Source organism: Pseudomonas bharatica (genome assembly GCF_048586865.1).
Classification (GTDB): domain Bacteria; phylum Pseudomonadota; class Gammaproteobacteria; order Pseudomonadales; family Pseudomonadaceae; genus Aquipseudomonas; species Aquipseudomonas bharatica.
Map to the genome: position 1 here is coordinate 131,824 of NZ_JBMAWR010000006.1, position 23,328 is coordinate 155,151.

Below are 23,328 nucleotides of genomic sequence, written 5' to 3' on the forward strand. Positions count from 1 at the left end.
GACGGAGTTCGACCCCGAGCCATGCTCAATACGCTGCGCAAGATCGTCCAGGAAGTTAACTCCGCCAAGGATCTCAAGACGGCGTTGGGGATCATCGTCTTGCGCGTCAAAGAGGCCATGGGCAGCCAGGTCTGCTCGGTCTACCTGCTCGACCCGGAAACCAACCGTTTCGTCCTGATGGCCACCGAGGGCCTGAACAAGCGCTCCATCGGCAAGGTCAGCATGGCGCCGAACGAGGGCCTGGTCGGCCTGGTCGGTACCCGGGAAGAACCGCTGAACCTGGAAAACGCCGCCGACCACCCGCGCTACCGCTACTTCGCCGAGACCGGCGAGGAGCGGTTCGCCTCCTTCCTGGGTGCGCCGATCATCCACCACCGTCGCGTGGTCGGGGTGCTGGTCATCCAGCAAAAGGAGCGGCGCCAGTTCGACGAAGGCGAAGAAGCCTTCCTCGTCACCATGAGCGCGCAGCTCGCCGGGGTTATCGCCCACGCCGAGGCCACTGGTTCGATCCGCGGCCTGGGCCGCCAGGGCAAGGGTATCCAGGAAGCCAAGTTCGTCGGCGTGCCGGGTTCGCCGGGAGCCGCGGTGGGTACTGCGGTGGTCATGCTGCCGCCAGCCGACCTGGATGTGGTGCCGGACAAGACCGTCACCGACATCGACGCTGAACTCAAGCTTTTCAACAACGCCCTCGAAGGCGTGCGCAGCGACATGCGCACCCTCTCGGCCAAGCTGGCGACCCAGCTTCGCCCCGAAGAGCGGGCGTTGTTCGATGTCTACCTGATGATGCTCGACGACGCGGCCCTGGGCGGCGAGGTGGTCGAGGTCATCAAGACCGGTCAATGGGCCCAGGGCGCCCTGCGCCAGGTGGTCGGCGAGCACGTCAACCGCTTCGAACTGATGGACGACGCCTACCTGCGCGAGCGTGCCTCGGACGTCAAGGACCTTGGCCGGCGCCTGCTGGCCTACCTCCAGGAGGCCCGACAGCTGTCGCTGGTCTACCCGGACAACACCATCCTGGTCAGCGAAGAACTGACCCCGGCCATGCTCGGCGAAGTGCCGGAAGGCAAGCTGGTGGGCCTGGTGTCCGTATTGGGTTCGGGCAACTCCCATGTGGCGATCCTCGCCCGGGCCATGGGCATTCCCACGGTGATGGGCCTGGTCGACCTGCCGTATTCCAAGGTCGACGGCATCCAGATGATCGTCGATGGCTACAAGGGCGACGTCTATACCAACCCCAGCGATGTGCTGCGCAAGCAGTACGCCGATGTGGTCGAGGAGGAGCGCCAGCTGGCCCAGGGCCTTGATGCCCTGCGCGAACTGCCGTGCGAAACCACCGACGGCCACCGCATGCCGCTGTGGGTCAACACCGGCCTGCTCGCCGACGTGGCCCGGGCGCAGCAGCGTGGCGCCGAGGGCGTCGGCCTGTACCGCACCGAAGTGCCGTTCATGATCAACCAGCGGTTCCCCAGCGAAAAGGAACAACTGGCCATCTACCGTGAGCAACTGGCCGCTTTCCATCCGTTGCCGGTGACCATGCGCAGCCTGGACATCGGGGGCGACAAGGCGCTGTCCTATTTCCCGATCAAGGAAGACAACCCCTTCCTTGGCTGGCGCGGCATCCGCGTTACCCTCGACCACCCGGAGATCTTCCTGGTCCAGACCCGCGCCATGCTCAAGGCCAGCGAAGGCCTGAACAACCTGCGCATCCTGCTGCCGATGATCTCCGGCATCCACGAGCTCGAGGAAGCCCTGCACCTGATCCACCGTGCCTGGGGCGAGGTGCGCGACGAGGGCACCGACGTGCCGATGCCGCCGGTGGGCGTCATGGTGGAAATCCCCGCGGCCGTGTACCAGACCCGCGAACTGGCGCGCCAGGTGGACTTCCTCTCGGTCGGTTCGAACGACCTGACCCAGTACCTGCTGGCGGTGGACCGCAACAACCCGCGCGTCGCCGACCTCTACGACTACCTGCACCCGGCGGTGCTCCAGGCCCTGCAGCATGTGGTCACGGCGGCCCATGCCGAAGGCAAGCCGGTGAGCATCTGTGGTGAAATGGCCGGTGACCCGGCGGCTGCGGTATTGCTGATGGCGATGGGCTTCGACAGCCTGTCGATGAACGCCACCAACCTGCCGAAGGTGAAATGGATGCTGCGCCAGATCAGCATGGGCAAATCGAAGGAAATGCTCGCGCAGGTCATGGAGATCGACAACCCGCAGGTTATCCACAGCACCTTGCACCTGGCCCTGAAGAACCTGGGCCTGTCGCGGATGATCAATCCGCACTGATTGTGCTGATCACCACAGCCCCTGTGGGAGCGGGTTCACCCGCGATTACTATAGTGAATCCACTACTGCAATCGCGGGTGAACCCGCTCCCACAAGGTCCCTGCTAAAGCTTCAAGTGGACCTCTCCCAGATGCCCCCCGAACGGCCCGAAACTCCTCTCCACCAGCCGGCGCCGCCCATCCGCTTCAACTACCAGCACCGTACTCGCCCGGGTCCCATAGTTCTGGCTGGCAATGAACACACTGGACAGCAGCCGCTCGGTCGCCAGGCCCACCCCGGTGCTGGGAAGCTCCGCGTCCGCCGCCGGCCAGGCATCCCCCAGCAGTTCGAACAGCTCTTCCGGCTGTGGATCATCCAGCCGCTCCCGCAGCGCCTCCCGCGCCTTGACCAGCTTCGGCCACGGCGTATCCAGGGCGGCGTTGGATAGCCCGTACACCCCGGCCTCCAGCATCCTCGGCGTATCCCCGGCATGCAGATACCCCAATTGCCCGGCATTCCCCACCAGCAGGTTGAAACCGGAATAAAGCCGGGCCTCGCCGGCCACCTTGTCCAGATAAGCCTCGACCGACAGTTCCCCGCGCAAATAGCCCGCCACCAGTTCGCCCCGCGACCGGGCGCCCAAGGCTTGCCCCGGGTCACGGATATTGGTCAGCGCCGCGAACCGACCCTGCGGCCCCACGCCCAACCAGGTCCCGCCGGCTTCCAGGTCACGCCCGGCATGCACGCCGGGGGCCTCGTCCCACGAGGCCAGGGCCTGGGTCGGGCGGGCGTAGAACTCGTCACGGTTGGCCGCGACGATCAGCGGCCGGGCATGTCCCGGCCGCCAGGCGAAAACGATCAGGCACATCGTGTGTCCCATTGTCTTGTCGGTGGTGCCTCACTCTACCTCAGACCGTCCTGACAAGGTCTTCATCTGCCTGTAGTGGAGGCAAGTGCCCGGCTTCCGTTACCATGCCGGACTGAATTTTCCGGGAGCGACAATGGAATTCGTGCTCTACCTGCTGCTGGGAGCCTGCGCAGGCGTGCTGGCCGGGCTGTTCGGCGTCGGTGGCGGCATCATCATCGTGCCGGTGCTGGTCTTCAGCTTCACCCTGCAAGGCTTCGATGCTTCGGTACTGACCCACCTGGCCGTCGGCACGTCGCTGGCGACCATCGTCTTTACCTCGATCAATGCCATCAGCGAGCACCATCGCAAGGGGGCGGTGCAATGGCCGATCTTCGCCTGGATGACCCTGGGCATCCTGATCGGCGCCGTCATCGGCTCCAAGACGGCCTCGCTGATCCAGGGCCCGCACCTGCAGAAGATCATCGGCGTGTTCGCCCTGGTGGTTGCCGTGCAGATGGCCCTGGACCTCAGGCCCAAGGCCAGCCGCAGCGTGCCCGGCAAGGCCGGATTGACCCTGGCCGGCAGCGTGGTCGGCTGGGCTTCGGCGATCTTCGGCATCGGTGGCGGCTCGCTGACGGTGCCGTTCCTGACCTGGCGCAGCCTGCCGATGCAGCAGGCGGTGGCGACTTCGTCGGCCTGCGGCCTGCCGATTGCCCTGGTCAGCGCCCTGAGCTTCATGCTGCTGGGTTGGCACGAAGAGCATCTGCCGCCCCATAGCCTGGGCTTCGTGTACCTGCCGGCAATGATCGGCATTGCCGTGACCAGCATGTTTTTTGCCCGCTTCGGCGCGCGCCTGGCGCACAAACTGTCGCCGCGCCTGCTCAAACGCCTGTTCGCCGCATTGCTGTTCTGCGTCGGCCTGAGCTTTTTGCTTTAACGAGAGGAGTCACCATGCTGCCTTACCCGCAGATCGATCCCGTGGCATTGGCCATCGGGCCGCTGAAAATCCATTGGTATGGCCTGATGTACCTGGTCGGTATCGGTGGTGCCTGGCTGCTGGCCTCGCGCCGGCTCAAGCGCTTCGACCCCACCTGGACCAAGGAAAAGCTCTCCGACCTGGTGTTCTGGCTGTCGATGGGCGTCATCGTCGGCGGACGGCTCGGCTACGTGCTGTTCTACGACCTGAGCGCCTACCTGGCCAACCCGACCCTGATCTTCGAAGTGTGGAAGGGCGGCATGTCGTTCCACGGCGGCTTCATCGGCGTGATGCTGGCGGCGCTGTGGTTCGGCAAGCGCAACAACAAGACCTTCTTCGAACTGATGGACTTCGTCGCGCCGATGGTACCGATCGGCCTGGGTGCCGGGCGGATCGGCAACTTCATCAACGCCGAACTGTGGGGCAAGGCTACCGACGTGCCGTGGGCCATGGTCTTCCCGCCGTTCAGCGACCCGGCGCAACTGCCGCGGCATCCCTCGCAGCTGTACCAGTTCGCCCTGGAGGGCGTGGCGCTGTTCCTGATCCTCTGGCTGTACTCGCGCAAACCGCGGCCAACCATGGCGGTATCGGGCATGTTCGCCCTGTTCTACGGGATCTTCCGCTTCATCGTCGAGTTCGTCCGCGTTCCGGACGCCCAGCTCGGCTACCTGGCCTGGGGCTGGCTGACCATGGGTCAGATTCTCTGCGTACCGATGATCATCGGCGGCCTCGCCCTGATCTGGTGGGCCTATAATCGCAACCCGTCGGTAAAACCCGCGGTCTGATTTTCCACGGCAGGGGCGATCCCCCTGCCGTCCTAGTTACAGGAACGCTATGAAACAGTATCTGGACCTGGTCCGCGACGTCATCGAGAACGGCACCCTGCAGGAAAACCGCACCGGCGTGCGCACCATCGCCCTGCCGGGGGCCATGCTGCGTTTCGACCTGCAGAAGGGCTTTCCCGCCATCACCACGCGCAAGCTGGCGTTCAAGTCGGCCATCGGCGAGATGGTCGGCTTCCTCCGTGGCGTCAGGAATGCCGCCGAGTTTCGCGAGCTGGGCTGCAAGGTCTGGGACCAGAATGCCAATGAAAACGCCCAGTGGCTGGCCAACCCGTTCCGCCAGGGGCATGACGACCTCGGCGAGATCTACGGCGTGCAGTGGCGCCAATGGCCGGCCTACAAGCGTATCCCCCTGGCTAACCCGGCGGCCATCGAGCTGGCGCAGAAGAACGGTTTCGTGAAGATCGCCGAGTCCGAGGAAAACGGCGAAGCCTTCGTCGTGCTGTACAAGGCCATCGACCAGATCCGCCAGTGCGTCGACACCATCGTCAACGACCCCAACAGCCGGCGCATCCTGTTCCACGGCTGGAACTGCGCGCAGCTGGACGAAATGGCCCTGCCGCCTTGCCATCTGCTGTATCAGTTCCACCCCAACACGCAGACCAAAGAGATCTCCCTGACGCTCTACATCCGCTCCAACGACCTGGGCCTGGGCACGCCGTTCAACCTCACCGAAGGTGCGGCGCTGCTATCGCTGATCGGCCGCCTGACCGGCTACACGCCGCGCTGGTTCACCTATTTCATCGGTGATGCCCATGTGTATGAAAACCACCTGGACATGCTCAACGAGCAACTCCGGCGCGAGCCGCTGGAAGCGCCGAAGCTGGTGATTTCGGACCGGGTGCCGGAGTTCGCCAAGACTGGCAGGTACGAGCCGGAATGGCTGGAAAAGATCGAGCCGAGCGATTTCAGCCTGGAAGGGTATGAGCACCACGCGCCGATGACGGCGCCGATGGCTGTCTAAAAACGCAAAACCCTGTAGGAGCGGCTGTTAGCCGCGATCGGCGGCGAAGCCGTCGTAAAACCTGAGTGCCAGGTCTGCCTGACACACCGAGGGCGCAGGTTTTATGGCCGCTTCGCGCCCAATCGCGGCTAACAGCCGCTCCCACAGAGGTTGCGGCGTGGCTTAATGGCCATGGCTCCTGCCGATATGCGAATGCTCCGCCTCCGGCACTGAAACCGCCCCGTTCACCTCCAGCCTCTCCAGGATCGCGCAGTGTTCGCCTTCGGCGTTGCAGCGCCTGCGCAGTTCCACCAGTTGCTCCTGCAGCGCGACCAGCCCGTCGATCCTGGCCTGCACGTGCTCGATGTGCTCGTCGATCAGCGCATTGACGCTGCCGCATTGGTCCTGCGGGCTGTCCTTGAGCTTCAGCAGGCTGCGGATTTCTTCCAGCGTCATGTCCAGCGTCCGGCAGTTGCGGATGAAGGTCAGGCGCTCGACATGCGCCTGGGTGTACACCCGATAGTTGCCCTCGCTGCGCGCCGGCTCCGCCAACAGGTTCTCCCGCTCGTAGTAGCGGATTGTCTCTACCGCGCAATCGGTGGCCTTGGCCAGTTCGCCGATCTTCATCTGCAAATACCTCGATAGGTGTGCTTGACCCTATAGTGGCTACAGGGTGTTCACTTGGCAACAGGACCTTTCCGGTGAACCCTTATGAACCAGCCTGTCACTCACGATCATTCCCACAAGCACCACGATCATGGCCATAAGCCCTCGGGTTGCTGCGCGCCGAAGCCGGCCGCGCATTCCTGCTGCTCCGGCAGCGAAGCGCCGGCCCTGGTGCAACTGCGCGAAAAGGCCAGCGCCGACGCCCGGCTCAGCCGCTTCCGCATCGAGGCCATGGACTGCCCGACGGAACAGACCCTGATCCAGGACAAGCTCGGCAGGCTGGACGGCGTCGAGCAACTGGAATTCAACCTGATCAATCGCATCCTCGGCGTTCGCCACACCCACGGCGACACCCGGGGCATCGAGCAGGCGATCGCCTCGCTGGGCATGCTGGCCGAGCCGCTGACCGATGATTCCGCCGAAGCCAGGCCGGCCCCGGTGAAGAAATCCTGGTGGCCGCTGGCGCTGTCCGGCGTCGCCGCGCTGGCTGCGGAAATCGTGCATTTCACCGCTGCTGCGCCGGAGTGGGTGGTGGCCGCCCTGGCCCTGGCGGCGATCCTTGGCTGCGGCCTGGGCACCTACAAGAAGGGCTGGATCGCCCTGAAGAACCGCAACCTCAATATCAACGCGCTGATGAGCATCGCCGTGACCGGCGCCGTGCTGATCGGGCAGTGGCCGGAAGCGGCCATGGTGATGGTGCTGTTCACACTCGCCGAGGTGATCGAGGCCCGGTCGCTGGACCGCGCGCGCAACGCCATCGGCGGCCTGATGCAGTTGAGCCCGGACATGGCCACGGTGCAGCAAGCCGACGGCCAGTGGCTGGAGATGGAAGTCGCCAAGGTGCCGCTCGGCGCCCTGGTACGCCTGCGTCCAGGCGAGCGGGTCGGGCTGGATGGCGAGGTGCTCAGCGGCCAGTCGAGCATCGACCAGGCGCCGATTACCGGGGAAAGCCTGCCGGTGGAAAAAGGCCCGGGCGACAAGGTGTTCGCCGGTACCATCAACCAGTCCGGCGCCCTGGAGTTCCGGGTGACCGCCGCCGCCGGTGAGTCGACCCTGGCGCGGATCATCCGTGCAGTCGAGGAAGCCCAGGGCGCACGAGCGCCGACCCAGCGCTTCGTCGATCGGTTTTCGCGGATCTACACCCCGGCGGTCTTCGCCTTCGCCCTGGCCGTGGCCGTGATCCCGCCGCTGTTCATGGCCGGCGCCTGGTTCGACTGGATCTACCGCGCCCTGGTCCTGCTGGTGGTCGCCTGCCCCTGCGCCCTGGTGATCTCGACCCCGGTGACCATCGTCAGCGGCCTCGCCGCTGCGGCACGCAAGGGCATCCTGATCAAGGGCGGCGTGTATCTGGAAGGCGGGCGCAAGCTGGACTTCATCGCCCTCGACAAGACCGGCACCCTGACCCACGGCAAGCCGGTGCAGACCGATGCCGAGGTGCTCGACCCGCTGTACGCCACGCGTGCCCAGCGCATCGCCGCCAGCCTCGCCGGCCGCTCCGACCACCCGGTGTCCATGGCCATTGCCCGCAAGGGCGAGGAAGACGGTCTGGCCCGTGACGAGGTAAGCGACTTCCAGGCCCTGACGGGTCGTGGTGTCAGCGGTCAGGTGGAGGGTGTGCTCTACCACCTCGGCAACCACCGTCTGGTGGAAGAGCTGGGCCTGTGCTCGCCAGAGCTGGAGGCCAGGCTGGATGTGCTCGAACGTCAGGGCAAGACCGTCGTCCTGCTGCTCGACGGTTCCGGCCCGCTGGCCCTGTTCGCCGTGGCCGACACGGTCAAGCAGACCAGCCGCGAAGCCATCGCCGAACTGCACGAGCTGGGCATTCGCACTGTCATGCTCACCGGCGACAACCCGCATACCGCCGACGCCATCGCCGCCCAGGTGGGCATCGATGAGGCCCGTGGCAACTTGCTGCCAGCGGACAAACTGGCGGCCATCGAGGACCTGTATGCCAAGGGCCACCGGGTCGGCATGGTCGGCGACGGCATCAACGACGCCCCGGCCCTGGCCCGCGCCGAGATCGGCTTCGCCATGGCGGCGGCCGGCACCGACACCGCCATCGAGACTGCGGATGTCGCCCTGATGGACGACGATTTGCGGAAAATCCCGGCTTTCGTGCGGCTCTCGCGGCAAAGCGCGGCGATCCTGGTGCAGAACATCGTCCTGGCCCTGGGTATCAAGGCGATCTTCCTGGCCATCACCTTTGCCGGTATGGCCACCATGTGGATGGCGGTCTTCGCCGACATGGGCGTCAGCCTGCTGGTGGTCTTCAACGGGCTGCGCCTGCTGAGGAAGTAGGACGGATACGACGATGAGGGGCGCCGGGTTATCTAGATTTTCAGTACCAGCCCCTCGATTTGCTCCAGTCTCTCCGCCTGGCTCAGCCTGGCTCCCGGATTCAATGAAGACCATTGCGGATGGGCCCGTGCCTTGGCCAATGCCGCCGGCAGCTTGCCCTCGCGCCACGTCTGGTCGGGCGGGGTTTCCAGATTGATCCGGTTCATCGCCGCATGCCCCCGGCTGTCCAGCGCCTGCAACAACTGGCGCTGGCGCAGTGCCAACAAGCGCAGCACCGCATCATCCACCGTCAATTCCTGCTGGCCCTTCAATTTGCCGAGCAGGCGCGCGCCGTAGCTGCGTGCCGTGCCCAGCGCGCCACCGGCAATCGCCCCGGCCAGTGCGGCGACGCCAAGGGTCAGGCCGCCCACCGCCAGATCGATCCCGGCGCCGGCTGCCGCCCCGGCCATGGCCCCGCCGCCCAGGCGTATACCCAGCAGCCTGAGGGTTTCCGGATTGAACAGGTCATCGCCCCAGCGTCCATCCAGCAGCGGCAGGTCGCCGGCATTGGCGTCATCGCGACGAAACCCGTAGAGCTTGAGCAGCGCCTCGACACAGCGCTGCTCGCGCTGGCGGATGGCGTTGCGCAGGGCCTCGATCGCGGCGGCCTCCGCTTCGGGTTTCGCTTCCACGCTACGCCGGGCAGCCGCGCAGTCCATCAACAGTTCGGCGATGAGGCGCTTGCCGCTGTGCAGGCGCACCTGTCGTTGCGCCTGCTGGTCGTCGATCAGCCGCTGCAAGGCCGGGCGGGCGTTCTCCAGCATCAGGGCAAGGCTTTCGTACAGCCGTCGTTCACCGTCTTCGGGCGGCGCCACGCTGTCGAAGCGCACCAGCGCATGCAGGCCGAGGCGGGCCAGGGCTTCGCGCCAGTCGGGCTCGCGGTGCTGGCTGCTGGCGACGAAATTGAGCACCGGCAGCAGCGGCTTGCCACAGCCGGCGAGGACTTCCAGCTCGTCGCGGTACTTGGCCAGCACCGGTTCGCGAGCGTCGATCACGTAGAGTCCGGCATCGCTGGCCATCAATTGGCGCACCACCTTGGCTTCCTGCTCGAAGCGCTGGCGTGCCTCGCTGCTGTGCAGGAAGCGCTCCAGGCGTGCCGGACCATCCAGACGTTCGCCCGGGCGCTCCAGGCGTTCCAGGTAGTCGAGCAAGGCGATGGCATCTTCAAGACCGGGGGTGTCGTAGAGTTCCAGCAGCGGCTGGCCATCCACCGACAACCGCGCCCCTTCGACATGGCGGGTGGTGCTGGGACGATGGGACACCTCGCCGAAGCCGACGTCCCGGGTCAGGGTGCGCAGCAGCGACGTCTTGCCGACATTGGTATGGCCAACCACGGCGAGTTTCAGGGCCTCAGTCATGACCATGCTCCAGCCAGTGCAGCGGTGGGGTATCGGCGTAGGCCAGGCCCAGCCGGTCCAGCGCCTGGTGCCAGTCGCCCAGGCGTTCGGCATCCAGTTGCTGGCCCGGCGGGGGCAGCAGCAGCCAGATCCGCGTTGCCGCCGCGCTGCGCGCCAGCTCGGCGAGCAGCGCCAGGCTGCCGCGATCCGGCGAGCGTTGCGGGTCGCAGGCGACGGCCAGGCGGGCGGGCGGGAAATGGCTCATCTGTTCCAGCAGGCGGCGGCGGGACTCGCGGCTGTCGAGTACCCCGGCGTCGGTGACCGAGGCGGGCAGGGCGGGCGGCCAGGGGCGCTGGTCGTCCAGTTCGAGGCCGACGATCAGCGCGCCCTCATGGCGGACATCGTCCTGGTCAAGGCGGATCTGCGGCAACTGCTCGGGGGCGGCGTCATTGATGCCGAGGCGCTCGCTGCTCGGCATCAGCGCTTCGCGCAGGCTGCTGTAGCCGGGCAGCTTGAGGTCTGGCGCCAGCCGGGCGCGCCCCTGGCGCCAGCGCCACTGGCACAGCGCGGCGAGCACCAGCCGCGGCAGGATGCCGTAGACCACCAGCACCCCCAGCAACCAGCCGGCCCAGGCCTGGCGGCTGGGGTCGAGGGCGGGGAGGCTGTCGCCACTGGCGCGGATCATCGCCACGTCCGGCGTCGCGAAGCCGAGCAGCGAAGGCACGGCGCCCAGGGCCTGGGTCAGGCTGACGAAGGTATCGGGCTGGAGCAGGGTGGTTTCCCAGACGAAGCCGTAGCGGCGTGTCGACAGCAACATCAGCATCAACACCAGCGCGCTGCACAGCGCCAGCAGCCACAGGCCATGAACCAGCGCGCCGAGCAGCCAGCGGGTCAGGCGCTGGCGCTGCAGCAGCACCAGCAAGGCAGGGGCGAGATGGGCGGCCTTGGCGTCGCGGGCGAGTTTCTCGCTTAGCCACAGCCACAGGCGGCCGAGGCTCGCGCCCTGGTCGCCGGCCAGGAAAAAACCGCCAGCCCAGCCCAGCAGCAACAGCAGGTTCAGCCCGAGCAGGCTGCCCAGGGCCCAGAACACATTGACCGGGCGCTGCCCGTCGCCCAGCGCGGCGAAGGCCAGCCCGCTACCGCTGACCACCGCCAGCACCAGCAGCGCCAGCAAGGCCAGGCGCGCGCCGCGCCTGTAATGTTCCAGCGCCTGGCGCAGGCCATCGCGTTCGGCCAGCCACAGGGCGCGGGTCTCGATCCGCTGCGCCAGGTCGCCGCCTTGCTGGCGGGCGCGACGGTTGGCTTCCTGGTCGTCGAGGGGGCCGGTATGTTCTTCACGCAGGCGCACTGCTTCGGTCAGCCAGCGTTTGTCCAGATCGGTCAGTCCAGTCACGTACAGCTTCCTTGAACCATTCACCGGGGAAGCATAACCCAGGCATCCTTTGCTATCCTCGCCGCCATGAAAACACCACTCCCCCTCAGCCTGATCGTGGCGCTCGCCGAGAACCGCGTCATTGGCCTCGACAACCGCATGCCCTGGCACCTGCCGGGGGACTTCAAGTATTTCAAGGCCACCACCCTGGGCAAGCCGATCATCATGGGGCGCAAGACCTGGGACTCGCTGGGCCGGCCGCTGCCGGGCCGCCTGAACCTGGTGGTCAGCCGCCAGCCGGGGCTGCAACTGGAAGGCGCCGAAGTGTTCGCTTCGCTGGAAGATGCCATCGTTCGCGCCGATCAATGGGCGCGCGAGCAGGGCGTCGACGAACTGATGCTCATCGGCGGCGCGCAGTTGTATGCGCAGGGGCTGGAGAAGGGCCTGGTGGATCGCCTGTACCTGACCCGGGTGGAAATGCATCCTGAAGGGGATGCGTGGTTCCCCGAGGTGGACGAGCGCGTCTGGAAGAAGGTATCGAGCCAGCAAGGACCGGTTGAGGAAGGGAAGCCGGCCTATCACTTCGAGGTTTGGGAACAGGTCTGAGGCCTCATCGCTGGCAAGCCAGCTCCCACGGAACCTGTGGGAGCTGGCTTGCCAGCGATAGGGCCCAAAAGGCCTATGAATGACTCAGCTGCACCTGCTCATCCCCAGCCAAAACAGCCTTGTCGGTCTGCCCCAGGATCTGGCTGGTAATGGTCCCGGCGGTCATCGAGCCGCTGACATTCAGCGCCGTCCGCCCCATGTCGATCAGGGGTTCCACCGAAATCAGCAGGGCCACCAGTTCCACCGGCAAGCCCATCGCCGGCAGCACGATCAGCGCGGCGAAGGTCGCACCACCGCCGACCCCGGCCACGCCGGCCGAACTCAGGGTCACCACCGCCACCAACGTAGCGATCCATAGCGGATCCAGCGGATCGATCCCCACCGCTGGCGCGACCATTACCGCGAGCATCGCCGGATACAGGCCGGCACAGCCGTTCTGGCCAATGGTCGCGCCGAACGAGGCGGCAAAGCTGGCAATCGCCTGCGGCACACCGAGACGCCGGGTTTGCGCTTCGATGCTCAGCGGAATGCTGGCGGCACTGGAGCGGCTGGTGAAGGCGAAGGTCAGTACCGGCCAGACCTTGCGCAGGAAGCGCAGCGGATTGATCCCCGCCAGCCCCAGCAGCACGCCATGCACGCCGAACATCAGCGCCAGGCCGAGGTAGGACACCACCACGAAGCTGCCCAGCTTGATGATGTCGTCGAGGTTGGAACTGGCCACCACCTTGGCCATCAGCGCCAGCACTCCGTACGGCGTGAGCTTCATCACCAGGCGTACCAGGCGGGTGACCCAGGCTTGCAGGGTGTCGATGGCGGCCAGGGCACGGTTGCCCTTTTCTACGTCGTCCTTGAGCAGTTGCAGGGCGGCGATGCCGAGGAAGGCGGCGAAGATCACCACGCCAATGATCGAGGTCGGCCTGGCCCGGGCCAGGTCGCCCACGGGATTGCTCGGCAGGAACGAGAGCAGCAATTGCGGGATGTTCAGGTCGGCGACCTTGCCCGCGTAATCGCTCTGGATCGTCGCCAGGCGTGCGCTTTCCTGGGTACCGGCCACCAGGCCTTCGGCGCTGAGGCCGAACAGGTTGGTCAGGACGATGCCGATCAACGCGGCGATGGCCGTGGTGAACAGCAGGGTGCCGATGGTCAGCACGCTGATCCGGCCCAGGGTCGAGGCATTGTGCAGGCGGGCCACGGCGGACAGGATCGAGACGAAGATCAGCGGCATGACGATCATTTGCAGCAGTTGCACATAGCCAATGCCGACCAGGTCCAGCCAGCCGATGGTGGCCTTCAGGGCCGGGGTGCCGGCGCCGTAGAACGTGTGCAGGGCAAGACCGAAGAGTACGCCGAGCACCAGCCCGGCCAGCACCTTCTTCGCCAGGCTCCAGCCCGGGTTGAGTTTGGCCAGGCCCAGCAGCAGCGCCAGGAACACCAGCAGATTGAGAAACAGCGGCAGATTCATCGAAGCTCCAGACAAAAACGAAGCAACCGCCTGGAGGGGCGGTTGCTGAAACGAAAATGCTAACAGTATGAAAACAAACGAATTTATATCGATATGGAATGACTACCGTCGTTTCCGGAATAAACGCGGGTCGTTTTCAAGCAAGTGGTTGCCGCTTGCAGGCGTTGTTGGCGTCGTTGCCAGAGCGGAGCGGCGAGCCGGGAGTGCTTAGGGTGAGGCGTTCATTCTTCAGGAGAACCGCCCATGACGTTCGCTCCGAAATTCCTCGCTGCCGGCCTGGCCGTGCTGCTCAGCTGGCAAGCCCAGGCCGTCGAACTGAAACACTGGCCTGCCGAGGCCGCGAAACAACTCGACGCGATGATCGCCGCCAATGCCCACAAGGGTAACTACGCGGTCTTCGACATGGACAACACCAGCTACCGCTTCGACCTCGAGGAATCGCTGCTGCCGTTCCTGGAGAACAAGGGCGTGCTGACCCGCGACAAGCTCGACCCTTCGCTCAAGCTGATGCCGTTCAAGGACACCGCCGAGCACAAGGAAAGCCTGTTCAGCTACTACTACCGCCTATGCGAAATCGACGACATGGTCTGCTACCCATGGGTGGCGCAGGTGTTCTCCGGTTTCACCCTCAAGGAACTCAAGGGTTACGTCGATGAGCTGATGGCCTCGGGCAAGCCGGTGCCGAGTACCTACTTCGACGGCGACCAGGTCAAGACCATCGAGGTCAACCCGCCCAAGGTCTTCACCGGGCAGACCGAGCTGTACAACAAGCTGATGGAGAACGGCATCGAGGTCTACGTGATGACCGCAGCGTCCGAGGAACTGGTGCGCATGGTCGCTTCGGATCCGAAGTACGGCTACAACGTCAAGCCGCAGAACGTCATCGGCGTCAGCCTGCTGCTCAAGGACCGCACCAGCGGCGCCCTGACCACTGCGCGCAAGCAGATCAGCGCCGGCCACTACGACGCGGCGGCCAACATGGGCCTGGAACTCACCCCGTACCTGTGGACCCCGGCGACCTGGATGGCCGGCAAGCAGGCGGCCATCCTCACCTATATCGATGAATGGAAAAAGCCGGTGCTGGTAGGCGGTGACACGCCGAACAGCGACGGCTACATGCTGTTCCATGGTGTCGATGTGGCCAAGGGCGGGATTCACCTGTGGATCAACCGCAAGGCCAAGTACATGGACCAGATCAACGGGATGATGGCCAAAAACGCCGCAGCCCAGGCCAAGGAAGGCTTGCCGGTAACGGCGGACAAGAACTGGGTGGTGGTGACCCCGGAACAGATCCAGTAGCGCACCACCGTGTCTTTCGCGGTGGGGCCGCTCAGGCCCCGCCGCGGAAGCAGGACACGCCCCAGGCGGTCAGCTTGAACGGCAGATGATAGTGCTGGGTGGTGTCGGCCAGGCCGAAGCGGTAATGCAGGACATCCAGAAACGCAGGCTCCGGCAGTTCCATGCCGCGCTGCCGATAGAATGCCGCCACTTCCAGGCTGACTTCGTAAACTCCCGCCCGGCACTGCTCGGCCAGGCTTGCCAGCCCGGCGAGCAGCCCGTCGGCGCCGATACGACCGCTGCACAGCGGCTCGCGATGCTGGCCTTCGATACGCACCACGCTCAGCGCCAGTCCCTCGGCGACGCAGCCGCTGGCCACGTCGACGACATGGATGGACAGGCCGCGATTCATTTCCAGAACCCTTCATGGGCCGTCGCGGCTTCGCCTTCCAGCATCGGTCCAAGCACGGTGATCTGGCGTTGGCCACGGGCGAAGACTTCGCGGCAGGGCAGGGAGAAGGTCGGGTTTTCCGGGTGGTCGCCGGTCAGGCCGAGCAGCGCATGTTCGGACAGCGCGTAGACCACCCGGCCGATACCGGTCCAGTACACCGCGCCGGCGCACATGCAGCAGGGCTCGGCGCTGGTGTAGAGGGTGCAATGCGCCAGTTCTTCCGGCGACAGGCGGGTCGCGGCCATGGCGGCGGCGCGCAGTTCGGCGTGCTGGGTCGGGTCGCCCTCGGGTGGCATCGAATTGTTGCCGGCGCTGGCGATCACCCGGCCGTCCCGGTCCGCGACCAGCGCGGCGAAGGGGTGGCGGCCTTCGTCCCGAGCGCTTTGCGAGAGGCGGATGGCCTCGCGCAGCAGGGTCAGGTCGAGGGCGGACACTCCGGTCGGGGTGAGGTTGCTGAAGTGGTTCATGGGTAACTCCATTGGGCAGTAGGAAAGGTGTTGCGTGCCGTTCAGTCGCTGAGTCCGGCGGCATCGCCGGGCATCGCCTCGACGGCATTTTTCTGTTGGGGGTTAAGCAGGATGTTGAGCACGATGGCGGTGATCGCCCCGAGGAAGATGCCGCTCTCCAGCACCAGCCTGAGGGCGCCGTCGGCGTGTGCGAACAGGGCCGGGAAGGACATCGGCAAGACCCCGACGCTGACCGAGACGGCGACGATGATCCCGTTGCGGGTGCCTTCGAACTGCACCCGGGACAGCTCCTGGATGCCGGCCACGGTGGTCATGCCGAACATCACGATGGCGCAGCCGCCGAGCACCGGCGTCGGCACTGCGGCGATGAGCGCACCGAGCTTGGGAAACAGGCCCATCAGCACCATGATTGCCCCGGCCGCGGCGACCACGAAGCGGCTCTTCACGCTGGACAGGGCGATCAGCCCGGTGTTCTGGGTGAAGGCGTTGTACGGGAAACTGTTGAACAGGCCGCCGAGCATGGTCGAGAGGCCATCGGCGCGAAAGGCGTTGCCCAGGGTGCGCTGGTCGGTGGGCTTGCCGGTCAGCTTGCCGATCGCCAGGCAGTTGCCGGTGGTTTCGGCCATGATCACCAGCATTGCCAGGGTCATCATCAGGATCGGCACCAACGAAAATTCCGGGGTACCGAAGGCCATCGGCGGGCTCAGTTCGAACCACGCGGCGCTGTCGATCTGGCTGAAGCGGGTCATGCCGAAGGCGGCAGCGATCAGGCTGCCGGCGAACAGGCCGATAAGTACGCTGAGGTTGCCGATGAAGCCGGAGAAGCGCGCGTAGATCACCAGGGTCACCACCACTGTCGCCAGCCCCAGCAGCAGGTTGGCTGGGCTGCCGAAGTCGGGCGCCTCGGGGCGTCCGCCGCCGAGCCAGATGGCGGCCGCCGGCATCAGCGAGATGCCGATGATGGTGATCAGGCTGCCGATCACCACCGGTGGGAAAAAGCGCAGCAGGCGGCTGAAGACCGGCGCCAGGGCGATGGTGATGGCTCCGGCGGCGATGACCGCGCCGAAGATCTCGCTGAGGCCGAACTCCTTGCCGATCATGATCATCGGTGCCAGGGCGATGAACGAGCAGCCCTGGATCAGCGGCAGGCGTGCGCCGAATTTCCAGAAGCCCAGGGTCTGGACCAGCGTGGCGATGCCGGAGGTAAGCAGGTTGGCATTGATCAGGGTGATGATCTGCGCCTGGGTCAGGCCCAGGGCGCTGCCGAGGATCAGCGGCACGGCCACGGCGCCGGCGTACATCACCAGCACATGCTGCAGGCCGAAGGTGAACAACTGGCGCAGCGGAAGGATCTCGTCCACCGGATGGGTCGGGATACGGCTCATGGCGAGTGTCTCCTGGAGGTACGGCTGTCGTTTTTGAGGTTGGGGCGATTTTTCCCACTTGCCGTCGATGAAACAAATCAATAACCATCGCTCCAGTCGATGGATGAGAGGGTGACATGCGCTTTTCACTGGAGCAGTTGCAGGTATTCGTGCTGGCCGTGCAGGCCGGGTCGTTTTCGGCGGCGGCGCGACGGGTGGGCAAGACCCAATCGACCGTCAGCGCCGCCATCGCCAATCTGGAGGCCGACCTCGGCGTGGAACTGTTCGACCGTTCCAGCCGCATCCCCGGCCTGACGGCTGCCGGGCACAAGCTGCTGCTCGAAGCCGAGGCGGTACTGGAACGTTGCCGGGCGCTGGAGAGCCATGCCGACAGCATGGCCGCCGATGTCGAGCCGAGCCTGACCTTGGCCATCGAGGTGCCGTACAACACGGTCATGCCTGTGTTGCAGGAGTTCGGGCAGGTGTTTCCCCACGTTGATCTGATCGTGCGCCACCCGGTGTATGGCGATGTCAGCGAGCTGGTGCTCAAGGGCGAGGCGGCGCTGGGCATCGCCTTCTCGCAGCCCGGTTACCCGCAGGCGCTGGACTTCCAGCAACTGGGCAAGTTGATCATGTCCCACGTCACGCACCCGCGGCACCCACTGGCGGCGCTGGATACCGTCAGTTTCGCCGACCTGCACGGACATCGCCGGCTGGCGTTCAGCGCCCACGCCAACAAGCTGCCGAGCAGCGAATACCTGCGCGCCACCCAGATGTGGCAGGCAGAGAGTTACCTGGCGTTGATGGAGATGGTCCGCGCCGGACTGGGCTGGGCGACCTTGCCCAGGCAGTTGATCCGTCGCGAGCTGGAGAGTGGCGAACTGGTGGAGCTCAAGCTCGAAGCGTACCCACATACCGATTGGCTGGTGGGCGTCGACCTGATCTGGCCGTTGCGCCAGGGCGCCGGTCCGGCCGAGCGCTGGCTGCGCGCGCGGATCCGCCAGAGCAAAGTGTTCGAGCTGGATGGGCTGGGGCGCTCGACGACCTTGTGAGGAACGCGCCTGCCTTTCCTCTGTTCCATAAAAAAACCGGCGCCCAGGGCGCCGGTTTTTTTATACCGCCTGGCTAGCACTCACAGCCCGTCGAGCAGGGCCTTGTTGCGTACGGCACCCTTGTCGGCACTGGTCGCCAGCAGGGCGTAGGCCTTCAGCGCGGTGGTCACCTTGCGCGGACGCTGTTCCACCGGTTTCCAGCCCTTCTGGTCCTGCACGATGCGCCGTGCCGCCAGTTCTTCATCGCTGACCAGCAGGTTGATCGAGCGGTTCGGGATGTCGATCAGCACCTTGTCGCCGTCCTGCACCAGGCCGATGGCGCCGCCCGCTGCCGCTTCCGGCGAGGCGTGGCCGATGGACAGGCCCGAGGTACCGCCGGAGAAGCGGCCATCGGTCAGCAGGGCGCAGGCCTTGCCCAGGCCCTTGGACTTCAGGTAGGAGGTCGGGTACAGCATTTCCTGCATGCCCGGGCCGCCTTTCGGACCTTCGTAGCGAATGATGACGATATCGCCTTCCTTCACTTCGTCGGCGAGGATGCCGCGCACGGCGCTGTCCTGCGACTCGAAGATCTTCGCGTTGCCTTCGAAGACATGGATCGACTCGTCCACGCCGGCGGTCTTCACCACGCAGCCGTCGAGGGCGATGTTGCCGTACAGCACGGCCAGGCCGCCCTCTTGCGAGTAGGCGTGCTCGACGCTGCGGATGCAGCCGTTTTCACGGTCGGCGTCCAGGGTGTCCCAGCGGGTCGACTGGCTGAAGGCGGTCTGGGTTGGGATGCCGGCCGGGCCTGCCTTGAAGAAGTGGTGCACCGCTTCGTCGCTGGTCTGGGTGATATCCCATTTGGCGATGGCTTCTTCCATGCTCGCCGAGTGCACGGTCGGCACGTCGGTGTGCAGCAGGCCGCCTCGGGCCAGCTCGCCGAGGATGCTGAAGATGCCACCGGCGCGGTGGACGTCCTCCATGTGGTACTTCTGGATGTTCGGCGCCACCTTGCACAGCTGCGGCACCTTGCGCGACAGGCGATCGATGTCGCGCAGGTCGAAGGCCACCTCGGCCTCCTGGGCGGCGGCCAGCAGGTGCAGGATGGTATTGGTCGAACCGCCCATGGCGATGTCCAGGGTCATGGCGTTCTCGAACGCCTTGAAGCTGGCGATGTTGCGCGGCAGCACGCTGGCGTCGTTGTCGCCGTAGTAGCGCTTGCACAGCTCGACGATGGTGCGGCCGGCGGTGAGGAACAGCTGCTCGCGGTCGGAGTGGGTCGCCAGGGTCGAACCGTTGCCCGGCAGGGACAGGCCCAGGGCTTCGGTCAGGCAGTTCATCGAGTTGGCGGTGAACATGCCGGAGCAGGAACCGCAGGTCGGGCAGGCGCTGCGTTCGTACTCGGCGACTTTTTCGTCGCTGGCGCTGGAGTCGGCGGCGATGACCATGGCATCGACCAGGTCCAGGCCGTGGCTGGCGAGCTTGGTCTTGCCGGCTTCCATCGGGCCGCCGGAAACGAAGATCACCGGGATGTTCAGGCGCAGGGCGGCCATCAGCATGCCGGGGGTGATCTTGTCGCAGTTGGAGATGCAGACGATCGCGTCGGCGCAGTGGGCGTTGACCATGTACTCGACGGAGTCGGCGATGATCTCGCGGCTCGGCAGGGAATACAGCATGCCGTCGTGGCCCATGGCGATGCCGTCATCCACCGCGATGGTGTTGAATTCCTTGGCCACGCCGCCGGCGCGTTCGACTTCGCGGGCCACCAGCTGGCCCAGGTCCTTCAGGTGCACGTGGCCCGGGACGAACTGGGTGAAGGAGTTGGCGATGGCGATGATCGGCTTCTTGAAATCCTCGTCCTTCATGCCGGTGGCACGCCACAGCGCGCGGGCACCGGCCATGTTGCGGCCGTGGGTGGACGTTTTGGAACGGTAATCAGGCATGAAGCACTCCTGGCGGCTAATCAGGTAACAAAAAGGGGAGTGAGCTTCTCTTGTCCTTGGTACCGGAAGGCAGGTGGCCGCTGGTACGGATGAGGCAAAGACGTCGCGGGATCGCCGCACGCTTGGCCAGAGCTCATAAACCCGCCGGGGGATGACTGGCGATGAATAGGCCCGATTCTACACCGCTGGCGGGCGGAAGGAATGGCGCAATGGACAGTTGGTTCGCAGGCTCACGATTTTGCCGGCGCGCTCGCTTTCCGCCGGCCATGGCGCTACCGTGATCGCCTTCGTCTTCCTGACCGCATTTTTCACGGAGGAAATATGGTCCACCCAGCCGATGTTCCCGCCAGCAGCGTGCTGCGCATGCTCTCTACCACGGCCTGGTTCTTCGACTGCTTCGCCCGGCGCATCACCCCGGAACAAAGCCTCACGGCGCTGGATGCCTACCAGCGCATGAGCCGCGCCGTGCCAGGCTGGATAAACCATGCGCTGCGCCTGCGTGACCTGCTGGTGCGGCCGTTCGGACTCAAGCCGGTGGCCGGCTTCAACCTCCGCGAACAGAAGACCCCGAAGGTCGGCGAACAGCTGGATTTCTTCCAGATCGCCGCGGTGACCGACCGGGAACTGGTGCTGTCGCTCAAGGACAGTCACCTGGATGTGCTGATCTCGGTGCACCTCGATCCGAACAACCAGCTCAGCCTGACCTCCATCGTCGAACCACATAACCTGCTGGGGCGGATGTATATGCGCCTGATCCTGCCGATGCATCGGCGGGTGGTGAAGACGATGCTGGGTGGGCTCTAAAAGCTGATACCGCTCTACCTGTAGGAGCAGGCAAGCCAGCTCCTACAGCGACCGCGTCGGCTTCAGATTGATGCAGATGTGTCCATAAAAAATCCCGGCACCAGGCCGGGATTTTTTCATTCGATTGCCTATCAGCTGTTAGGCAACAACCGGCAAGTAATGCTCTTGATATAGCGAGTCTCAGGAATCGCCGGGTGCACCGGGTGGTCTGGCCCCTGGCCGCCGCGCTCGAGGAACTGGATATTGCGGTCCAGGTGGCGGGCGCTGGTCAGCAGGATGTTCTGCAGGTCGTCTTCCGGCAGGTGCATCGAGCACGAGGCGCTGACCAGGATGCCGTCCTTGCTGAGCATGCGCATGGCCTGCTCGTTCAGGCGGCGATAGGCGGCCTCGCCGTTCTTCAGGTCCTTCTTGCGTTTGATGAAGGCGGGCGGGTCGGCGACGATGACGTCGAAGCGTTCTTCGGCGGCCTTCAGCTCGCGCAGGGCGGCGAAGACGTCACCTTCGATGCAGGTGACCTTCTCGGCGAAGCCGTTGAGCGCGGCGTTGCGCTCCACACCATCCAGGGCAAAGCCCGAGGCATCGACACAGAACACTTCGCTGGCACCGAAGGCTCCGGCCTGCACACCCCAGCCACCGATGTAGCTGAACAGGTCGAGCACGCGCTTGCCCTTGACGTACGGCGCCAGGCGCGCGCGGTTCATGCGGTGGTCGTAGAACCAGCCGGTCTTCTGGCCTTCCATGACCGGGGCTTCGAACTTGACGCCGTTCTCTTCCAGCGCGACCCACTCCGGCACTTCGCCGTAGACGGTCTCGACATACCGTTCCAGGCCTTCGGCGTCACGCGCCGAGGAGTCGTTCTTGAACAGCACGCCGCTCGGCTTGAGCACCTGGATCAGCGCGGCGAGGACGTCGTCGCGGTGGCGTTCCATGGTCGGCGAGGCCAGCTGGACCACGAGGATGTCGCCGAAACGGTCGACCACCAACCCCGGCAGCAGGTCGGAGTCGCCATAGACCAAGCGATAGAACGGCTTGTCGAACAGGCGCTCGCGCAGCGACAGGGCGACGTTGAGGCGGTGCACCAGCAGCGACTTGTCCAGCGCCAGCTTGGTGTCGCGCGACAGCAAACGGGCGCAGATCAGGTTGTTCGGGCTCAGGGCGACGATGCCCAGGGTCTTGCCGCCCGCTGCTTCCAGCACCGCCTGGTCACCAGCCTTGAAACCGTGCAGCGGGGTGGCGACGACGTCGATTTCGTTGCTGTACACCCACAGGTGGCCGGCGCGCAGACGGCGGTCGGCATTGGCTTTGAGACGAAGGCTGGGCAGGGACATGACGTCGCTCCGGAAAAAAGAGCGGAAGTATAGCGTGCCGACCCTTGCCGCGCCCGCCGCTGCGACAAATTGCATGGCGACTGGCCGTCACTCGGCCGGGCGATCGGGTTAGAATCGCCCGTCAGCCCCGAGTATGAAGCCATGACCCAGGAACTTTCAGCCGAACAGATCCAGCAAGCCCTGCAAGGCATCAGCGTGCCGCCCCAACCGCAGATCATGGTCGACCTGCAGATGGAGCAGTACATGCCTGACCCCGACCTGGAGGTGATCGCCAGGCTGATCTCCCAGGATCCCGGGCTCTCCGGCGCGTTGCTGAAGATCGTCAATTCGGCGCACTACGGGCTTACCAACAAGATCGCCTCGATCCAGCGCGCGGTGAACCTGCTGGGCAGCCGCTCGATCATCAACCTGATCAACGCCCAGTCGATCAAGGGCGAGATGAGCGATGAAACCATCGTTACCCTCAACCGTTTCTGGGACACCGCCCAGGACGTGGCCATGACCTGCCTGACCCTGGCCAAGCGCTTCGGCTCCCAGGCGGTGGACGAGGCCTATGCGCTGGGGCTGTTCCACGACTGCGGCGTACCGCTGATGCACAAGCGCTTCCCCGATTACATGAGCGTGCTGGAAGACGCCTACGCCAGCGCCGGCGAGCGCCAGCGGGTGGTGGATACGGAAAACCAGGTGTTCAACACCAACCATGCGGTGGTCGGCTACTACACCGCCAAGTCGTGGCGCCTGCCGGAGCATGTCAGCAGCGCCATCGCCAACCACCACAACGCCCTGGCGGTGTTCAGCGACGAGTCGCCGCGCACCGCGCCGCTGAAGAACCTGCTGGCGATCCTGAAGATGGCCGAGCATATCTGCGCCTCGTACCGGGTGCTGGGCAACCAGAACGTCGATCACGAATGGAACACGGTCGGGCACCTGGTGCTGGACTATATCGGCCTGTCGGAATACGACTTCGACAACCTCAAGCAAACCATCCAGGAACTGGGTAGCCACTGAT

Annotated in this window: 20 protein-coding genes; 10 read left to right on the forward strand and 10 right to left on the reverse strand. The window is 65.3% G+C overall.

Annotation, left to right across the window (positions count from 1 at the left end):
* Positions 1-21: 21 nt before the first annotated feature.
* Positions 22-2,286, forward strand: coding sequence for a phosphoenolpyruvate--protein phosphotransferase (gene ptsP / locus ACKLLE_RS09910; protein ID WP_064301140.1), 2,265 nt, complete (start codon positions 22-24; stop codon positions 2,284-2,286).
* A 103-nt stretch (positions 2,287-2,389) separates the two neighbouring features.
* On the opposite strand, the gene ACKLLE_RS09915 is transcribed toward ptsP, so the two are convergent.
* The gene (locus tag ACKLLE_RS09915) at positions 2,390-3,133 is read right to left on the reverse strand and encodes an NRDE family protein (protein WP_420057797.1); all 744 of its coding nucleotides are present in this window, start codon (positions 3,131-3,133) and stop codon (positions 2,390-2,392) included.
* 133 nt (positions 3,134-3,266) lie between these two features.
* Between ACKLLE_RS09915 and ACKLLE_RS09920 the strand changes: the two genes are divergently transcribed.
* From ACKLLE_RS09920 to ACKLLE_RS09930, 3 genes are read left to right on the forward strand one after another with little or no spacing between them, the layout of a single operon-like run.
* Positions 3,267-4,049 carry a sulfite exporter TauE/SafE family protein gene (locus tag ACKLLE_RS09920; RefSeq protein ID WP_420057798.1) on the forward strand — a complete coding sequence of 261 codons (783 nt, stop codon included), beginning with the start codon at positions 3,267-3,269 and terminating at the stop codon, positions 4,047-4,049.
* A 14-nt stretch (positions 4,050-4,063) separates the two neighbouring features.
* Entirely contained in the window at positions 4,064-4,873 is an 810-nt protein-coding gene (lgt, locus tag ACKLLE_RS09925; RefSeq protein ID WP_009396730.1) for a prolipoprotein diacylglyceryl transferase, read from the forward strand.
* 49 nt (positions 4,874-4,922) lie between these two features.
* Positions 4,923-5,894: a thymidylate synthase gene (locus ACKLLE_RS09930; RefSeq protein WP_420057800.1), complete on the forward strand. Its 972-nt coding sequence runs from the start codon at positions 4,923-4,925 to the stop codon at positions 5,892-5,894.
* A 162-nt stretch (positions 5,895-6,056) separates the two neighbouring features.
* Here the strand turns inward: ACKLLE_RS09930 and cadR are convergent, their stop codons facing one another.
* A complete protein-coding gene (gene cadR / locus ACKLLE_RS09935; protein ID WP_420057802.1) occupies positions 6,057-6,500 on the reverse strand; it encodes a Cd(II)/Pb(II)-responsive transcriptional regulator in 444 nt (147 codons plus the stop codon).
* 84 nt (positions 6,501-6,584) lie between these two features.
* Between cadR and ACKLLE_RS09940 the strand changes: the two genes are divergently transcribed.
* Positions 6,585-8,837 carry a heavy metal translocating P-type ATPase gene (locus ACKLLE_RS09940; RefSeq protein ID WP_420057804.1) on the forward strand — a complete coding sequence of 751 codons (2,253 nt, stop codon included), beginning with the start codon at positions 6,585-6,587 and terminating at the stop codon, positions 8,835-8,837.
* A 32-nt stretch (positions 8,838-8,869) separates the two neighbouring features.
* Here the strand turns inward: ACKLLE_RS09940 and ACKLLE_RS09945 are convergent, their stop codons facing one another.
* Positions 8,870-10,234 carry a GTPase/DUF3482 domain-containing protein gene (locus tag ACKLLE_RS09945; RefSeq protein ID WP_420057805.1) on the reverse strand — a complete coding sequence of 455 codons (1,365 nt, stop codon included), beginning with the start codon at positions 10,232-10,234 and terminating at the stop codon, positions 8,870-8,872.
* Complete coding sequence (locus ACKLLE_RS09950; protein WP_064301147.1) at positions 10,227-11,606, reverse strand: DUF2868 domain-containing protein; 1,380 nt, start codon at positions 11,604-11,606, stop codon at positions 10,227-10,229. The genes ACKLLE_RS09945 and ACKLLE_RS09950 overlap by 8 nt, the downstream gene beginning before the upstream one ends.
* 66 nt (positions 11,607-11,672) lie before the next feature.
* On the opposite strand from ACKLLE_RS09950, the gene ACKLLE_RS09955 reads away from it, so the two are divergent.
* Positions 11,673-12,191 (forward strand): dihydrofolate reductase, encoded by a 519-nt coding sequence (locus ACKLLE_RS09955; RefSeq protein ID WP_420057806.1) that lies wholly within the window; start codon positions 11,673-11,675, stop codon positions 12,189-12,191.
* A gap of 73 nt (positions 12,192-12,264) precedes the next feature.
* On the opposite strand, the gene ACKLLE_RS09960 is transcribed toward ACKLLE_RS09955, so the two are convergent.
* Positions 12,265-13,653: an L-cystine transporter gene (locus ACKLLE_RS09960; protein ID WP_420057807.1), complete on the reverse strand. Its 1,389-nt coding sequence runs from the start codon at positions 13,651-13,653 to the stop codon at positions 12,265-12,267.
* 243 nt (positions 13,654-13,896) lie between these two features.
* On the opposite strand from ACKLLE_RS09960, the gene ACKLLE_RS09965 reads away from it, so the two are divergent.
* The gene (locus ACKLLE_RS09965) at positions 13,897-14,952 is read left to right on the forward strand and encodes a hypothetical protein (RefSeq protein WP_064301150.1); all 1,056 of its coding nucleotides are present in this window, start codon (positions 13,897-13,899) and stop codon (positions 14,950-14,952) included.
* A gap of 31 nt (positions 14,953-14,983) precedes the next feature.
* On the opposite strand, the gene ACKLLE_RS09970 is transcribed toward ACKLLE_RS09965, so the two are convergent.
* Genes ACKLLE_RS09970 through ACKLLE_RS09980 form a run of 3 tightly spaced genes read right to left on the reverse strand, consistent with a single transcriptional unit; the run spans position 14,984 to position 17,234 of the window.
* Entirely contained in the window at positions 14,984-15,343 is a 360-nt protein-coding gene (locus ACKLLE_RS09970) for a hydroxyisourate hydrolase (protein ID WP_064301151.1), read from the reverse strand.
* Complete coding sequence (locus tag ACKLLE_RS09975; protein WP_420057809.1) at positions 15,340-15,849, reverse strand: nucleoside deaminase; 510 nt, start codon at positions 15,847-15,849, stop codon at positions 15,340-15,342. The genes ACKLLE_RS09970 and ACKLLE_RS09975 overlap by 4 nt, the downstream gene beginning before the upstream one ends.
* Positions 15,850-15,890: 41 nt before the next feature.
* Entirely contained in the window at positions 15,891-17,234 is a 1,344-nt protein-coding gene (locus tag ACKLLE_RS09980) for a nucleobase:cation symporter-2 family protein (protein WP_420057810.1), read from the reverse strand.
* Positions 17,235-17,350: 116 nt separating this feature from the next.
* On the opposite strand from ACKLLE_RS09980, the gene ACKLLE_RS09985 reads away from it, so the two are divergent.
* Entirely contained in the window at positions 17,351-18,265 is a 915-nt protein-coding gene (locus ACKLLE_RS09985; protein WP_420057811.1) for a LysR family transcriptional regulator, read from the forward strand.
* 80 nt (positions 18,266-18,345) lie between these two features.
* Here ACKLLE_RS09985 and ilvD read toward each other — a convergent pair whose 3' ends face one another.
* The gene (ilvD, locus tag ACKLLE_RS09990; RefSeq protein ID WP_009396744.1) at positions 18,346-20,187 is read right to left on the reverse strand and encodes a dihydroxy-acid dehydratase; all 1,842 of its coding nucleotides are present in this window, start codon (positions 20,185-20,187) and stop codon (positions 18,346-18,348) included.
* A gap of 321 nt (positions 20,188-20,508) precedes the next feature.
* On the opposite strand from ilvD, the gene ACKLLE_RS09995 reads away from it, so the two are divergent.
* Positions 20,509-20,991 carry a DUF2867 domain-containing protein gene (locus ACKLLE_RS09995; RefSeq protein WP_064301155.1) on the forward strand — a complete coding sequence of 161 codons (483 nt, stop codon included), beginning with the start codon at positions 20,509-20,511 and terminating at the stop codon, positions 20,989-20,991.
* 131 nt (positions 20,992-21,122) lie between these two features.
* Here the strand turns inward: ACKLLE_RS09995 and ACKLLE_RS10000 are convergent, their stop codons facing one another.
* A complete protein-coding gene (locus ACKLLE_RS10000) occupies positions 21,123-22,319 on the reverse strand; it encodes a class I SAM-dependent rRNA methyltransferase (RefSeq protein WP_420057812.1) in 1,197 nt (398 codons plus the stop codon).
* Positions 22,320-22,514: 195 nt separating this feature from the next.
* On the opposite strand from ACKLLE_RS10000, the gene ACKLLE_RS10005 reads away from it, so the two are divergent.
* Positions 22,515-23,327 carry an HDOD domain-containing protein gene (locus tag ACKLLE_RS10005; RefSeq protein ID WP_170395222.1) on the forward strand — a complete coding sequence of 271 codons (813 nt, stop codon included), beginning with the start codon at positions 22,515-22,517 and terminating at the stop codon, positions 23,325-23,327.
* Position 23,328 lies beyond the last annotated feature (1 nt).

Coding starts and splice junctions, on each gene's coding strand:
- ACKLLE_RS09975 (WP_420057809.1), bottom strand. CDS start 15,849: ATGAACCACTTCAGCAACCTCACCCCGACCGGAGTGTCCGCCCTCGAC.
- ACKLLE_RS09980 (WP_420057810.1), bottom strand. CDS start 17,234: ATGAGCCGTATCCCGACCCATCCGGTGGACGAGATCCTTCCGCTGCGC.
- ilvD (WP_009396744.1), bottom strand. CDS start 20,187: ATGCCTGATTACCGTTCCAAAACGTCCACCCACGGCCGCAACATGGCC.
- ACKLLE_RS09945 (WP_420057805.1), bottom strand. CDS start 10,234: ATGACTGAGGCCCTGAAACTCGCCGTGGTTGGCCATACCAATGTCGGC.
- ACKLLE_RS09995 (WP_064301155.1), top strand. CDS start 20,509: ATGGTCCACCCAGCCGATGTTCCCGCCAGCAGCGTGCTGCGCATGCTC.
- lgt (WP_009396730.1), top strand. CDS start 4,064: ATGCTGCCTTACCCGCAGATCGATCCCGTGGCATTGGCCATCGGGCCG.
- ptsP (WP_064301140.1), top strand. CDS start 22: ATGCTCAATACGCTGCGCAAGATCGTCCAGGAAGTTAACTCCGCCAAG.
- cadR (WP_420057802.1), bottom strand. CDS start 6,500: ATGAAGATCGGCGAACTGGCCAAGGCCACCGATTGCGCGGTAGAGACA.
- ACKLLE_RS10000 (WP_420057812.1), bottom strand. CDS start 22,319: ATGTCCCTGCCCAGCCTTCGTCTCAAAGCCAATGCCGACCGCCGTCTG.
- ACKLLE_RS09940 (WP_420057804.1), top strand. CDS start 6,585: ATGAACCAGCCTGTCACTCACGATCATTCCCACAAGCACCACGATCAT.
- ACKLLE_RS09960 (WP_420057807.1), bottom strand. CDS start 13,653: ATGAATCTGCCGCTGTTTCTCAATCTGCTGGTGTTCCTGGCGCTGCTG.
- ACKLLE_RS09930 (WP_420057800.1), top strand. CDS start 4,923: ATGAAACAGTATCTGGACCTGGTCCGCGACGTCATCGAGAACGGCACC.
- ACKLLE_RS09965 (WP_064301150.1), top strand. CDS start 13,897: ATGACGTTCGCTCCGAAATTCCTCGCTGCCGGCCTGGCCGTGCTGCTC.
- ACKLLE_RS09955 (WP_420057806.1), top strand. CDS start 11,673: ATGAAAACACCACTCCCCCTCAGCCTGATCGTGGCGCTCGCCGAGAAC.
- ACKLLE_RS09920 (WP_420057798.1), top strand. CDS start 3,267: ATGGAATTCGTGCTCTACCTGCTGCTGGGAGCCTGCGCAGGCGTGCTG.
- ACKLLE_RS09915 (WP_420057797.1), bottom strand. CDS start 3,133: ATGTGCCTGATCGTTTTCGCCTGGCGGCCGGGACATGCCCGGCCGCTG.
- ACKLLE_RS09970 (WP_064301151.1), bottom strand. CDS start 15,343: ATGAATCGCGGCCTGTCCATCCATGTCGTCGACGTGGCCAGCGGCTGC.
- ACKLLE_RS09985 (WP_420057811.1), top strand. CDS start 17,351: ATGCGCTTTTCACTGGAGCAGTTGCAGGTATTCGTGCTGGCCGTGCAG.